The sequence below is a fragment of the Corynebacterium sp. 401_CJEI genome (genome assembly GCF_001076435.1).
In the GTDB taxonomy this organism is placed as follows: Bacteria; Actinomycetota; Actinomycetes; order Mycobacteriales; family Mycobacteriaceae; genus Corynebacterium; species Corynebacterium jeikeium_D.
The window spans coordinates 26,604-40,317 of the sequence record NZ_JVIP01000026.1; the positions used below are offsets into that span (position 1 = coordinate 26,604).

Annotated in this window: 17 protein-coding genes; 12 read left to right on the forward strand and 5 right to left on the reverse strand. The window is 57.1% G+C overall.

From position 1 onward, the window contains the following. From ADM64_RS06565 to arsC, 3 genes are all read right to left on the reverse strand, one after another. The gene (locus tag ADM64_RS06565; RefSeq protein WP_080969535.1) at positions 1–168 is read right to left on the reverse strand and encodes an antitoxin; all 168 of its coding nucleotides are present in this window, start codon (positions 166–168) and stop codon (positions 1–3) included. A 142-nt stretch (positions 169–310) separates the two neighbouring features. Continuing rightward, a complete protein-coding gene (locus ADM64_RS06570; protein ID WP_049189323.1) occupies positions 311–1,708 on the reverse strand; it encodes an MFS transporter in 1,398 nt (465 codons plus the stop codon). A gap of 197 nt (positions 1,709–1,905) precedes the next feature. Then, positions 1,906–2,250, reverse strand: coding sequence for an arsenate reductase (glutaredoxin) (gene arsC, locus ADM64_RS06575; protein ID WP_049189324.1), 345 nt, complete (start codon positions 2,248–2,250; stop codon positions 1,906–1,908). Positions 2,251–2,525: 275 nt separating this feature from the next. Between arsC and ADM64_RS06580 the strand changes: the two genes are divergently transcribed. The 7 genes from ADM64_RS06580 to ADM64_RS06610 all read left to right on the forward strand — a co-directional run bounded on the left by ADM64_RS06580 (position 2,526) and on the right by ADM64_RS06610 (position 7,603). Then, positions 2,526–3,656, forward strand: a complete 1,131-nt coding sequence (locus ADM64_RS06580; RefSeq protein WP_049193620.1) for a metal ABC transporter substrate-binding protein — start codon at positions 2,526–2,528, stop codon at positions 3,654–3,656. Further along, the gene (locus ADM64_RS06585) at positions 3,653–4,348 is read left to right on the forward strand and encodes a metal ABC transporter ATP-binding protein (protein ID WP_049193622.1); all 696 of its coding nucleotides are present in this window, start codon (positions 3,653–3,655) and stop codon (positions 4,346–4,348) included. The genes ADM64_RS06580 and ADM64_RS06585 overlap by 4 nt, the downstream gene beginning before the upstream one ends. Next, positions 4,338–5,168 carry a metal ABC transporter permease gene (locus ADM64_RS06590; protein WP_016422353.1) on the forward strand — a complete coding sequence of 277 codons (831 nt, stop codon included), beginning with the start codon at positions 4,338–4,340 and terminating at the stop codon, positions 5,166–5,168. Before ADM64_RS06585 ends, ADM64_RS06590 begins: the two co-directional genes overlap by 11 nt. Next, positions 5,161–5,979, forward strand: a complete 819-nt coding sequence (locus ADM64_RS06595) for a metal ABC transporter permease (protein ID WP_016422354.1) — start codon at positions 5,161–5,163, stop codon at positions 5,977–5,979. The genes ADM64_RS06590 and ADM64_RS06595 overlap by 8 nt, the downstream gene beginning before the upstream one ends. A 3-nt stretch (positions 5,980–5,982) precedes the next feature. Then, positions 5,983–6,675, forward strand: a complete 693-nt coding sequence (locus ADM64_RS06600) for a metal-dependent transcriptional regulator (RefSeq protein WP_049172669.1) — start codon at positions 5,983–5,985, stop codon at positions 6,673–6,675. Between the two features lie 92 nt (positions 6,676–6,767). Next, a complete protein-coding gene (locus tag ADM64_RS06605; protein WP_126107947.1) occupies positions 6,768–7,085 on the forward strand; it encodes a hypothetical protein in 318 nt (105 codons plus the stop codon). Continuing rightward, on the forward strand, positions 7,082–7,603 hold the full coding sequence (locus ADM64_RS06610; protein ID WP_049193626.1) for a hypothetical protein: 522 nt from the start codon (positions 7,082–7,084) through the stop codon (positions 7,601–7,603). The genes ADM64_RS06605 and ADM64_RS06610 overlap by 4 nt, the downstream gene beginning before the upstream one ends. Before the next feature lie 13 nt (positions 7,604–7,616). On the opposite strand, the gene ADM64_RS06615 is transcribed toward ADM64_RS06610, so the two are convergent. Continuing rightward, entirely contained in the window at positions 7,617–8,582 is a 966-nt protein-coding gene (locus tag ADM64_RS06615; protein ID WP_224784254.1) for an NADP-dependent oxidoreductase, read from the reverse strand. Between the two features lie 30 nt (positions 8,583–8,612). Then, the gene (locus tag ADM64_RS06620) at positions 8,613–9,299 is read right to left on the reverse strand and encodes a GntR family transcriptional regulator (RefSeq protein WP_049189356.1); all 687 of its coding nucleotides are present in this window, start codon (positions 9,297–9,299) and stop codon (positions 8,613–8,615) included. Positions 9,300–9,447: 148 nt separating this feature from the next. On the opposite strand from ADM64_RS06620, the gene ADM64_RS06625 reads away from it, so the two are divergent. The 5 genes from ADM64_RS06625 to ADM64_RS06645 all read left to right on the forward strand — a co-directional run bounded on the left by ADM64_RS06625 (position 9,448) and on the right by ADM64_RS06645 (position 13,707). Continuing rightward, a complete protein-coding gene (locus tag ADM64_RS06625; protein ID WP_049193630.1) occupies positions 9,448–10,659 on the forward strand; it encodes an NRAMP family divalent metal transporter in 1,212 nt (403 codons plus the stop codon). A 91-nt stretch (positions 10,660–10,750) separates the two neighbouring features. After that, the gene (locus ADM64_RS06630; protein ID WP_049193632.1) at positions 10,751–11,524 is read left to right on the forward strand and encodes a LamB/YcsF family protein; all 774 of its coding nucleotides are present in this window, start codon (positions 10,751–10,753) and stop codon (positions 11,522–11,524) included. Positions 11,525–11,595: 71 nt separating this feature from the next. Next, positions 11,596–12,249 carry a 5-oxoprolinase subunit B family protein gene (locus ADM64_RS06635; protein ID WP_049172678.1) on the forward strand — a complete coding sequence of 218 codons (654 nt, stop codon included), beginning with the start codon at positions 11,596–11,598 and terminating at the stop codon, positions 12,247–12,249. A gap of 18 nt (positions 12,250–12,267) precedes the next feature. After that, the gene (locus tag ADM64_RS06640) at positions 12,268–13,152 is read left to right on the forward strand and encodes a biotin-dependent carboxyltransferase family protein (RefSeq protein WP_049172680.1); all 885 of its coding nucleotides are present in this window, start codon (positions 12,268–12,270) and stop codon (positions 13,150–13,152) included. Positions 13,153–13,239: 87 nt separating this feature from the next. Then, positions 13,240–13,707, forward strand: coding sequence for a GNAT family N-acetyltransferase (locus tag ADM64_RS06645; RefSeq protein ID WP_049193633.1), 468 nt, complete (start codon positions 13,240–13,242; stop codon positions 13,705–13,707). Positions 13,708–13,714 lie beyond the last annotated feature (7 nt).

The window sequence follows — 13,714 nt, forward strand, 5'->3', positions numbered from 1 at the left end:
TTACTTCTCGTCGCCCAGGCGCTCGTCTGCCATGTCGCGAGCCTTCTTGATCTGGTCGGCCTTGTCCTCGCCGAGCTTCTCCTTGCCCAGCTGCTCAGCCTTGTCCAGAACCTTATCGGTGTTCTCTTCGTTGCTCAGTGCTTCCTTGGCCTTGTCCATAAGTCCCATGGTGAAGTCTCCTTCCATTCGTAATGTCTACTCGCGTTTTTTCGTTTGTGACATAGAGTGTACCGATGAATTGGCGACCTTGCGACCGTATTGGCCCCACGGAGTGAAGTTGAGATTCGACTAGCTACACCGTGGCCGACAGTTATTGAGCTGTTTTGGTGCGGGCTTCATCTGCCTTGTGCATGACATCGCGCTCGTACTTGCCGACGAACATCATGAGGACAAACGCTATAGCGACAACGCCAATGAGGGTTGCGAATGTAACATTCCAGCCTGCGAAGTCGATCAAGAGGCCGACACCAGTCGAGGCGAGTGTTGCGCCGAGAAGGTATCCAAACAATCCAGTGAAACCAGCTGCGGTTCCCGCAACATACTTAGGCGAGAGGTCGATGGCCTGCAGTCCGATGAGCATGATTGGACCGTAAATGAGTGCGCCGATCAGAGAGATGAGCACGTAGAACATCCACAATGGTGCCGTAGCGGGTAGCTGCCAGTACGCGAAAATGGTGATGCCGGTGCCGACCAGGAAGAGCATGCCGGCGCCTGAGCGCCAACCCTTGAAGACCTTGTCGGAGACCCATCCGCACAGCAAGGTGCCCACAATTGCTGCGCCCTCGTAGAGCATGAATCCGATGATTCCGCCCGTGACGTTGGTCTTGTGCAATTCGTTTGTCAAGTAAATCGGAATCCAGTTAAGAACTCCGTAACGGAGTGCGTAGACGAACACATTGGCCAGCGCCAGCATGACGATAACCGGATTGGTAAGAACATGGTTCTTGACGATTGTGAACCAGGGTTCTTGTGCCTCGTCATTAGTTCCTTCGACCTTGTCCGGGTCGTTCCGGTATTCCTCTACCGGAGGCAGACCCATGGATTGCGGGTTATCTCGAATCAGCAGGAATGCGATGGCGGCAATCACGAGCGCGACAATTGCCGGTAGCCAGAATGCGGGAGTCCAGTCGGCGTCGGAAGTGGCGAACGAATGCAAGCCCCAGGCTGCCAGAGCACCGCCGACGGCGGCGCCGACATTGTGGGCAGTGTTCCAGATCGACATCAAGGTGCCACGCTCGGATGTCGAGAACCAGTGGACGACAACGCGTCCAGAAGGAGGCCAGCCCATGCCTTGGAACCAGCCATTGATGAACATGACTGTCGCGAAAATTGCAACAGAGGCACTGATTGCTGGGACGAATGCAACAAAGAGGTTTACGACCGCGGACAGTGCTAGGCCAAGTGGGAGGAAGTACCTGGCATTGGCCCTGTCGGAGAGCATGGCCATGAAGAATTTGGATAGGCCGTAGGAGAACAGAACTGCATTGGCTACGATGCCGATTCCGGCTGCGCCAAGTAGGTCGTGCTTTTCCAGTACGGCGGACACCAGGGGGATGTTATTTCTGATGAGGTAGAAGCCCGCGTAGCCGATGAAGATGCCCATGAACACGTTGAATCGCCAGGTTCGGTAGGTCGGGGCAATTTTTTCCTCGGGGAGGGGAGCTGCTGGGCCGGGTGCGCTGAGCCAGCCGAGCCTCTGACTGCTCATAATGACAGTCCTTTCGCTGAAGGCCGCCGTTGCCTCTAATGCAACCTGTGCGGGTGGTTAGGGCAGCAGGCGGGGAGCTTTATCGTTTCAGCGTTGAGTTTACAGAGACTTCAGTCTCTATTAACGGGGCATTAACCTCCCGGCCTTGGAGGTCTTTGAGAGGGGTTGGCGTAAAAGCAATTAATGCTTGTCACTGCCTAGAGAATGTCATTAATGGCCTCGGTGGGGCGAGCCATCCTTACCCCCTTATTGGTGACGACAAATGGGCGCTCAATCAGGCGTGGGTGTGTGACCATTGCGTCCAGCAGTTCCTCGTCGCTGGAGTCCTTGGAGAGTCCCAGTTCCTTGAACTCTGCTTCCTTGGTGCGCACGGCATCGATGACGCTCAGGCCGGCCGCCTCGATTAGCGAGCGCAGCTCGGTCTTGGTTGGAGGAGTGTCTAGGTACTTGATGATCTCCGGCTCGATTCCGGCCTCGCGTAGTACGGCGAGAGCTTGGCGGGACTTTGAGCAGCGGGGGTTGTGGTAAATCTTCGCTTCCATGTCTCCATCATGGCTGATGTTGTGGTGTGGCGGTTGATGGAGCGGTGTAACTGTATGGGGTGAGACCTTGTTCATTATTTATCCTGAAAGGCTGTAAAGCCAACAACACTTAAGTTCAATAGGTTGAAAATAGTTGTCGTTAGGTTTACTCTCACACGTGATAGATGAACGGCGAAGTGCGCTCCAACCGCCCCTAAGGTGACCAGATTTACTGAAGCGGCCGGTCAGCGTAGCCGTCGTAAAGCAATAACAAACAATCAAGAGCGGACACCAACATGACAATTTCCGGAAAACTTTCGCGATCAGCTAAGTCCATGTGTGCGGGCCTTTCGATCTTGCTAGCGGGCGCTGGCCTTGCAGCGTGTGGCGATGGCAGTGAGGGAGCCAGCGGCGAGAACCCAATCAACGTCGTGGCTTCCACGACGCAGATTTGTGATTACGTGAAGCAGCTGGACATCGATGAAGTTGATTTGACCTGCCTGTTGGCGCCGAATGCAACAGCACATGAGCTCGAAATGACCCATGAGCAGCTGACCAAGACTGGTAACGCCGATCTCTTGTTCGTCAACGGAGTCGATTTGGAGCACTTCCTGGACCAGGCGATTGAGTCCTCGGGCTTTTCCGGAACGATGGCAGTAACCAGTGGCGTTCTCACTGCAGGTGACGTAGATGCCATGAAGGCAGCCAAGGACACGGACAAAACCAAGCCGCTGCCACCAGAGAAGGCGAAGAATGGTAACTACACCATCGACCGAGGGGTGGAAAAGATTGATGTCGCCCCATGGCCATTCCCGCCGGAAGAACCCGGTGAGGAGGCGGAATTCCGCTTCGATCCGCATGTATGGACCTCACCGAAGAACGCCAAGATCCAGGTTGCCAATATCGGCTATGCCCTGGAACAGGTCGCTGAGGAACGTGGCGACAATGAGCTGAAGTCCACCATCGCCGACCACGTTGCGGCCTACCAGGAGAAGCTGAATCAGCTGGATGAGTGGGCAAATAAGTCCATCGCCACCGTGTCGGACCCTGTGCTGTTTACCAGCCACGATGCCTTTGGATACTTCTCCCACGAGTTCAATATCAACTTCATCGGCGCAGCGCTGTCTGATTTCAACGAGCAGCAGGATGCCACGGCCGCGCATATCGCCGAGGCGGCAAAGACCGTGAAGGACTCGGGTGCAACCGCGCTGTTTGCGGAGAACTCGAACAACTCGAAATCAATTGAGGCGATCGCCAAGGCCGCAGGTGTCAAGGCCATCGTTGGTGAGGACGCACTCTACGGCGACTCCCTTGGTCCGGCTGGCAGTGATGGCGAGACCTACATCGGTTCCATCATCCACAACGTCACTCAGGTTGTGACGGCATGGGACGGAACTGTCGCGCCCCTGCCAGAGGGCATCAAATGAGCCGTAACCACTTAGCCAACCCCATGTCTGCCGAGCCCATAGTCACGCTCCGCGATGCCTCATTCGGCTACACGGCGGTACCCATCGTCAATCACATCACCGCCAATGTCGCGCCGGGTACCGGGCTTGCACTCATCGGCGCCAATGGCTCTGGAAAAACGACTGTGCTGCGCGGAATCCTGGGTGGGACTCGTCTTCTCGCTGGTGAGATGCACAACAACGCGAAGATTGTGTCCTACGTCCCGCAGTCGGCAGACCTCGATCGCACTTTTCCGGTCACGGCGTTCGATGTCGTCGCCATGGGGGTGCTGCACGAACTGCGCCCCTTCCAACCGCTTGGACACCGCAAAGAACGCATCCACGCAGCGCTAGCCAAAGTCGGGCTTGCCGACCGCACCAGTGAACGTTTCGGCAACCTCTCCGGTGGTCAGCAGCAACGCGTCCTGTTGGCGCGCGCCATCGTCGCACGTCCGCAACTTGTGCTTCTCGACGAGCCGTTCAACGGCCTCGACACTGAAAATCGGGCGATGCTGCTGAATCTCCTCAACGAACTGAAGGAAAATGGCACGGCAATTATCGCGGCCACCCATGATCTTGTTCTTGCTGAGGAGACCTGCGAAAACACATTAATTGTGGCGGAGCAGCCGGCTTTTGGTGCGACCTCGAAGTTGGTGCCAGCCTATGTGGACTGAGCTTGCGAATGAGCTTGGGGTAGCGCCTTTCATGTTCAGGCCACTAGTGCTGCTGATTGCCCTCGGGGCGGTCTCTGGCCTGGTCGGTGTCATCGTGAACCTGCGTGGCCTCGAGTTCAATGCCGAGGCCATGGTGCATTCGATTTTTCCCGGAATTGTGGCCGGTGCCGTATTCGGCGGCATCGACATGATTATCCCGGTGGCTGCAGCATTTGCGGTGGTAGTGGCAGTAGCACTGACCTTGGTATCGCGCTCGCACATGTCGGAAGCCGGAGTGGCAGTTGTACTGACCAGCTTCTTTTCCATCGGTGTGATTCTCTCGCTGAAGAAAGGTGACCAGTCAGGACAGCTGGAAGCGCTCATGTTCGGGCGACTGCTGGAAGTCACTGACTCCCGTCTCACCAGCGCCCTGATTGTCTGTGCCATCGCCTTGGTTCTTATCGCAGTGACCTGGCGCCGGCAGGTGTTTGTTGCCTTTGATCGCTTCGGTGCCAAAGCCGCAGGCGTCAATGTGTGGGGCATCGACCTCACCATTAACGCGGCGATTGCTGCGGTCGTGGTGTCGTCGGCAAGCGCTGTGGGCGTGCTTCTGGTAGTCGGATATCTGGTCGTGCCGGGAGCGGCGGCGAGACTGCTGACTCGCCGAGTTCATGTGATGGTGCCGATTGCGATTGCAGTGGGCTGCCTCAGCGGAATCGTTGGTTTGGCACTGGTGCCTTTGGGGCCGGTGTCGCCTCAGGCAGTCGTCGCGCTGACCTCGGTGGGACTGTATTTCATGGCACTGGGGCTGCGCGTCGTGCTGGGAGGAGACCGTGTCTAGCATCCTGATTTTGCCCATTATCGAACTGATACTGGTAGGAGCCCTGGCTGGAGTAGTTGGGGTGCTCGCGGTGCTGGGAAAACAAGTGTTCTTCGCAGAAGCGATTACACATGCGACTTTTCCCGGCGCGGTTGTGGGCGTTGTTATTGCGGCAGCGCTCGGCCTGAGCCACTCGTGGATTTCGGTGTTCCTCTTTATCGGAGCATTTCTGATGTGTATTCCGATTGGGGCACTGTTCGGTCTGTCAAAGGTGGGAACGACGTCCTCGGCGGCAGGAATTGTGCTGACATTTGGGTTCGCACTGGGCTACTTCCTGAACAAGTGGTTCGCCCCGTTGCCGGTGAAGGTAGAAAGCTTCCTGGTCGGCAGCGTACTTAACGTGAACAAGATTGATATTGTGCTGTCCGGTGGCCTCTTGCTGCTGGTGGCGTTGGTGCTGGTGGCTCGGTGGCGCCAGCTGATTTACTTCACATTCGATCCGGAGTCTTTCGGGGTCGCGCATTCGAGGAGAAGAGCACAGTTGGTCATCAGCGGGCTGATTGTGTTGACTCTGGTGGCGCTGATTCCGGCTGTCGGCACGATTTTATCCATCGCGCTGTTGGCTGCCCCGGCAGCTGCGCTGGTTGGGGTAGTGAACGATACCCGTTTGCTATTCGTGTTAGCACCATTGATGGGTATCGCGATTGGCCTGGTGGGGCTATTCATTGCGGTGGCGGCGAACTTGTCAGTTGGTGGCTGTATTGGCGTGTGCGCCGGTTGTTTCTATGTCCCCCTCAAGATTGCGGCAACACGCAATAACGCTAGAGTTTAAAGAATGCACGTGGAGGATTTACCAGCAAAGACCCAGGACTACCTCAAGGTCATTTGGGATTTGCACGAGCGCACCGGTGAAAAAGTGGCACTAGGCGACGTCGCTGAGCGGATGGGTGAAAAGAAGCCCACCGCCAGCGAAGCTGTGAAGAAGCTAGCTGCACGTGGGCTTGTCAACCACGAGCCGTACCGGGGCATTAGCCTGTCGGACCGTGGGCGGGATATTGCGCTGATCATGGTGCGTCGCCACCGGCTTATTGAAAGCTTCTTGGTCTCGACTCTGGGATACACCTGGGATGAGGTTCACGAGGAAGCTGAAAAGCTTGAGCATGCGGTCTCGGATGATTTCATTAGTCGCATTGATGCAATGCTGGGATTCCCTGAGCGCGATCCGCATGGCGATCCAATTCCCAGCGCCAGCGGTACCATCGCCAGCGCAGTGCGCACTGACCTGACGGATATCGAAGCTGGCGCGATGGTGGTAGTCGATCGTATTAACGACTCCGATCCTGAATTGCTGCGCTATTTGGCTACATCAGGGGTAGGCCCGGGGACCGTGCTCCGAGCCGAAGCCGCACCATATGCAGGTATGCATGTCTTCGCCATCATCGATGAGGTGGGCGATAACGAGCCAAAGAAAATTCATGTGGCAGACTCGGCACTATGGGCAATCAAGGCGACTCCAACAACCAACTGACGAGAGCCGCAGCGCGCTCTTACTATAAGGTGTCGCGGAATCTCACTGGGCCGACGAAAGTGCCACCCGCACCGTCAGTGTCGTTCGACAGCGTGAAGAGTGCTCGTCGGCAGGCATATGCCAGTGTCGAGAGTGTTGATGTGCCGTTGAATGCCATCGCTATCTCACGCGCCGAGCAGCAGGAACACATGGTTGACCTCGAACGTCGATTGAATGCCTCGACCAAAGACATGCGTGCCCTGGTTGACTACGAAGAGCAGCGCATTGCGGTTACTAGCACTGTCAAAGAGGCAATCGTCTATACGCTGCTGGCAATACTCCTTCTGGCAGCAGCCATTGGACTTGGCTACGCCAGCCACCTGGGGGCCGATGCGATTTTGAATGCTGCGGCGGAGGTGACGCCGCGATGAGTAAACGCTCAGGCTCCGACAACGGGTGCGCGACGGTCATTGTCGTATTTTTCTTCTTCGGCCTGATTGTTCAGCTCTTCGGTGTCACGCTGTGGATTCTGCAATATGCATTGCCAGTTGCGGGCTTGGTGCTTGCGATTCTCATTGCATACCAGGCGTGGGTCGGTGTGCGCCGCAGCGCTGAGGCGCACGAGCTCGCCGAGCGTAATCACGCTGAGCTGCAACAGATTGCCATGGACACCGAGTACCAGCTCACCGCAATCCTCTCTGCCTGGGACAACGTGAACACCACAATGGGTGTCGGCACCATCTACAAAGATGTATTTGCCTCCGGTGAGGCTACGCCGGAGCTCATCGAGCTACGCGGTGAGCTCTCTCGTGCTCGGAAGCTAAACAACCGACTGCGCGAGCAGCGTGAAACTATGACCAACCGGGAGCTGGTGGAAGCCATCTCTGATGCCGACGCGCTGTGGTGCTCGCTGACGAAGACGTATCAGAACGCTCGTCGCGAGCTGTAGTAACGCACCTGGTTTACTCGACGGTCATCACAATCTTGCCGTCAGCGTGCCCGTCTTCCAATACTCGGTGGACCTCCGCGACCTCGGTGAGATTCTTAGTCAGTCCGATAGGAAGTGAAATCTCACCGGCAACCACGCGGTCGGCCAGGTCGGCGTAAATAGTCGTGTCATTCGAAATAGCCGGAATGTGCGCCTCAATGCCACGTTCCTTCGCCGGTGCCAGATCGGCCAGTGAAGGTAGCGCCACGATCCGACCATCCGATGGCAACACATCCAGCGAGGGCAGGAAGGTGTCGAAGTACACGCCATCGAGCACAACATCTACGCCCTCGGGGAACCGTCGACGCACAACCTCGAATACATCTTCCGCTGTGTAATCAAGATGCTGCGCGCCAAAGCCCACTAGTTTTTCATGATGGCGTGACGACGCACTGGCCAACACAGTTGCGCCACGGGCAACTGCCAGCTGCGTCATCAGCTGGCCAACGCCGCCGCCGGCACCATGAATGAGTACGGTGTCACCGCTTTTTACCTTCGCTAGCTGATCGACAGCCACGGTCGCCGTGATTCCCACTAGGGCAAGGCCCGCAGCGGTTACGTCGTCAAGCGAATCGGGTGTTCGAACCACACCGTCGGCGGGGAAGACGTTGTGCGTTGCGTAGGTGCCGCGGAAGTCATCGAAGCCGCGCATGCCGAAGACTCGGTCGCCGGGGTGGAAGTTGTCCACACCTTCGCCGACGGCAACGACTTCGCCAGCGGCTTCGCGTCCGAGGACGGCGGGAGGGGTGAACTTTGCGCACAGACCGGAAGAGCCATCGCGCATCTTGTAATCCAGCGGATTCGCGCCGATGGCTGTGGTTTTGACCAGGATTTCGCCGGGACCGGGCTGAGCATGATCGATAAGTGTCCTGGTGAAAATGTCAGCGGGGCCGAACTCCGGAATGGTCATTGCGTATGCGTTGCCTGAATTTGCTGCCATGTCCATCACTTTAGTCCTAGCAGCTAATTATCAACGGTCGGCAAGCGGGAGGGCAGCGGTGACGGCACTGAACGACTCATTGAGGTAGGCGCTGAGGAGGTCGGCGGCGTGGTTTGGGGTGTCCTCGATGAGAACTTTGGCGATACTGATGTGGCGATCGGCGTATCGGGCATGGAGTTCGATGCTTTGGGGGTAGGAGAGGAAGCAAAGACGGAGTTGGGCCTGAATTGATTCGGCGGTGGCTAACAGGTCGGGGGACCCGGAAGCTCTGACGATGGCGAGGTGAAAGGCATTATTCCGTTCGGGAAGGTTCAATGATGACTGTGAACCACAAATAGAAAGAATCTCTTCGCCGAGGAGCTTTGCCTGGCTCTTGCTTAGCGATCGCAGTGTTCCGCATTCGACGACATGGCGAAAGGCATACAGTTCGCGGATGCGTTGTTTGTCGAAGGAAGCGATAAACACGCCGTGATGAGGGATGTGAGTAAGTAGCCCCTCAGATTCCAGCTTGCGGTAGACCTGTCGGATGGTGTTGCGACTGACCTGCAGTCGCGCAGCAAGTTGGGTTTCACGGAGCTGCTCGCCACTGTAGTGCTTTCCGGCGAGAATCTCTCGGCGCAGGACAGTTGCGGTGACATCCGCTACTGAAACGTCTTGTTGTTTTTCCCCAGAGGACGTGTGGGGCTGATCGTCGAGGATGCTTCCGGGGGTAGTCATGTAATACAGACTACTAAAGCACTTTTGTGTGGCGGCCATCACCAATTAACATACGAGACATTGTTCAACAATCTCTGTGCAGGCGATCTTCAACGTGGGAATCCTTCAACGTGGGAATCGTCAGACTTGTAGGGAAAGGCCTTACGCTATGGACGCTTCAACATCTGCCCATAAGGCGCGGCGAACGGCACTCCTCGGCGCCGTATTCCTGATGGCGACCAGTGCTATCGGGCCGGGCTTCCTCACCCAGACCGCAACCTTTACGGCCAAGCTTGGCGCGGCTTTCGCCTTTGCCATTGTGATCTCGGTGCTTCTTGATATCGCGATTCAGCTCAACGTGTGGCGAGTGATTGCTGTCTCTGGACGCCGCGCGCAGGAGCTCGGCAACGCCGTGCTTCCGGGGCTGGGCTGGTTAATGTCAATTCTCATTGTCATCGGTGGTGTGGTCTTCAATATTGGCAACGTCGGCGGTGCTGGACTTGGTGCGAACGCGATGTTGGGCGTGGACGCAAAGATTGGCGGCATTGTTACTGCAATCCTCGCCATTGGCTTCTTCCTCTCCCGTCGGGCGGGTATGGCGCTGGACAAGGCACTCGTTGTGCTCGGTGTCGTGATGATTCTGGTCACTGGAATTGTGGCGTTCAGTTCTAACCCGCCAGTAGGGGAAGCACTGAAGAACACGGTCATGCCCGACACGATTGACTTGTTGGCAATCATCACGCTCGTCGGTGGCACTGTTGGCGGGTACATTACTTACGCTGGCGCTCACCGCATGCTTGATGCTGGCGCCGGCGGTGTAGAGAACCTCGCACAGACCACTCGCTCATCTGTTACGAGCATCATCGTCACAGCCATCATGCGTTTCCTCCTTTTCCTAGCTGTCTTGGGAGTGGTTGCGGGTGGCGTGGTCCTCAATACGGATGGAAACCCCGCTGCAGAGGCATTCCAAGCTGCGGCAGGAGATTGGGGTATGCGCTTCTTTGGCGTTGTCCTGTGGGCTGCGGGAATCTCGTCGATTGTGGGTGCCAGCTACACCTCAGCAACATTTCTGACTCGTTCCTCGGGTGCTGGAGCCAAGACTCAAAACACGATCACCATTGTCCTAATTGCAATCTCCACGCTGCTCTTCGGTGTCATCGGTACGGCTCCAGCGACGCTGTTGGTTTTCGCCGGAGCCTTCAATGGTTTGGTTCTTCCAATTGGCGTTACTGTGCTGATTTACATCGCGCTGTTCCGTGCGGATCTCATGAATGGTTACAAGTACCCGAAGTGGTTGGCGGCTATCGGAATCTTGGGTGTCGCAGTCGCCTGGTTCTTGGCGTGGCGCTCATTCGGCGGTGTGTTTGAAATGCTCGGCTAATCCCCCCCGGTTTCTCGCACAGCTCAGATGAGAACCAACATAACAACGGTACAAAGACCAGCATTATTACTTGGAAGGAGCGGTGACGTTTATGGGCGCCACTATCGATCTCAACTCTGACCTTGGGGAAGCGTTCGGCTCGTGGAAGATGGGTGATGATATCGCTCTGCTGAACATTGCGACCAGTGCCAATATTGCCTGCGGGTATCACGCGGGTGACGCTAGCGTCATGATGGAGACCTGTGAGGCAGCTGCCGTGCGCGGAATTCGCATCGGCGCGCACGTCGCCTACCGCGATCTCGCCGGATTCGGACGACGACGCATGGATTACTCACATCGAGAATTGCGAGCCGAAACCGTCTACCAGATTGGTGCACTTTCGGCATGTGCACGGGCGGTGGGTACCGAAGTTTCCTACGTCAAGCCCCACGGTGCCCTCTACAACCGCATCGCAGTGGATGAAAATCAGGCCGCTGCAGTGGTGGAGGCGCTCCTGCTCGCTCGCTCCACCTGCGGAGATGAGCTTGCCATTATGGCGCAGCCGGGGTCGGTCATCGAACGGCTCAGCCTCGACGCGGACCTCCCTGTGATTAGGGAAGCTTTTGCAGATCGCGCTTACAACTCCGATGGAACTCTGGTGTCCCGAGTACTCGAGGGGTCGGTCATTGTAGAACCCGATGCCGTCGTCAAACGCGTCATTGCAATGGCTAGCGGGGAACCAATCGTCGCCTACGACGGTTCACCGTTGACCGTGCAGGCTGACTCTATTTGTTTGCACGGAGACACCCCTGGTGCGGTCGAACTCTCCCGTATGATTCGCCAAGGGCTCGTCGACGCCGGAGTCACCGTCGCTGCCCACGTATAGCGCGGACTCGCACACCGGTCTTATCAACCGCAGTTTTTCAACCCCGCAAGAAAGAAAGGATCAGCACCGCCATGGCCGAGATTCGCCCTATGGGAACAAATGCGCTGCTTATCGACTATTCATCATCGGCCAATCCGTTGGCGAAGGTACTTCGTGCACACTCTGCTGCGGCCGAGATCGAGGGACTCGTTGACAGGGTACCTGCAGCCCAAACGCTCCTTCTTCGCTTTCGCGGACCGGCTCGTCGTTACCTCGGCGCAGTAGAAACCGCGCTGCGGGGCAACAATGCGCAGAGGCAGACCGTCGACAAGCGAAAAACAATGACGATTCCCGTTCACTATGACGGCGCGGACCTTGAGTCCTTGGCACAAAGCCTTGGGATGAGCCCCCAAGCGTTAATTGATTGGCACTGCGAACGCCCTTGGACGGCCGCGTTCGGTGGATTCGCGCCGGGCTTTTATTACATGGTGCGCGGGAGCGGTCAGGGGTGGCCAGAGCCGCTTGATATTCCCCGCCTTACGACGCCGCGCACTCGAGTTCCCAAGGGCTCCGTCGGACTTGCGGGCCAATTCGCAGGTGTATATCCCATCGATTCGCCCGGTGGCTGGCAGCTCTTGGGACATACAGATGTGGAGATGTGGGACTTGAATCGGCCTAATCCGGCGCTGCTTGAGCCCGGGGTTGAGGTGCAATTTGAAGCGACTTCTACGGTGAGTGCGGCGTAGAAAAAGGGGGCGGAAGAGATGAAGAATTCTATCGAGATTATTCGACCCGGCATATTGACGACGATTCAGGATTTGGGCCGTGCAGGGCAAGGCAGCCTGGGCGTGAGTACTTCCGGTGCGTTCGACCACGAGTCCGCGGCAGCTGCTAACCGGATGGTTGTCAACGAAGAAAGCCTGGCGGTGCTTGAGTGCGTCGTCGGCGGGTTGGAGTTCCAAGTAGCGGAGGGAGCAATCATATCCTTCGCAGGAGCCCACGGTGAGGTGACTGTCGAGCAGGATGGCAAGGTCATCAAGACCTCGATGAATAGTCGAATTGTGGTCGGGGCGAAGGCAATTGTGCGGCTTGGTACCTTCGATGCAGGTCTTCGCGGGTACGTCGCGATTCGAGGGGGCATCGATGTCGCGGAAGTGCTGGGCTCGCGGTCATACGATACGCTCGGCAAGCTCGGCCCAGCGCCTTTGCAGGCCGGTCAGGTCTTGCAGGTCGGCGACCCGGAGTATTCGACGGGGTCGTCAATCGCAATTTATCCCGCGCCTCATTGGTCGAGCGAGGCTGCGCGCTTAGATGTTGTTCCTGGCCCTCGGGCGGACTGGTTTACGCGGGAAAGCGTCAGTGATTTCTTTCACGAGACATGGACCGTGACGCAAGAGGCCAACCGCGTCGGACTTCGGCTGAATGGGACTACTCTTGAGCGCCAGGTCACCCATGAGTTGGCAAGCGAGGGAATGGTCCCCGGTGCGATACAAGTGCCCGCATCGGGGCAGCCGATTATTTTCGGTCCTGATCATCCGGCGACGGGTGGATATCCGGTCATTGGTGTGTTGACGGAGCCGTCATTGTCGAGGGCCGGGCAATTGGTGCCCGGCGCGAAGGTACAATTCCGCCGGGTGCGGGCGGTATAGGTCTGCGGCTTCATTCTGCGCGATGGTGCGCCACTACGTTTGCCAGCTATGAGCGTCACACCGTTCTTCGCAGTAAAATCAGCCACCATGATTGAACACGCCTCCTTTTCTCAACTCAGCGCGACGGATGTTTATGCCATCTCGGCACTGCGCACCGATGTGTTCTATCTTGAGCAGTCCTGTACAGAGCCGGAAATGGATTGGCGCGACCTGGAAGATACCGCAGAGCACTATTTCATCCGCGACGACAATGACTCCCGCAAGATTATTGCGTACTTGCGTGTAATTGACACGCTCGATGAGTTCTCGACGAGCTACCCGCGCACCATCGGCCGAGTTGTCGTCGATGCTGCGAGCCGGGGTAGGGGGTTGTCCTCGAAACTGCTGCAGCAGGTCATCGCTGACCACCCAGATACGGGGCTGATTCTGCATGCCCAGACGCAGGCGAAGGCTGTGTACGCAAAAGCCGGCTTCCATGAGATCGGGGAGACCTTCATAGAAGCCGGCATTGAGCACATCACGATGGTTCGTGATGCAGCCCGTGGCGAAGCCTAGGAATTAA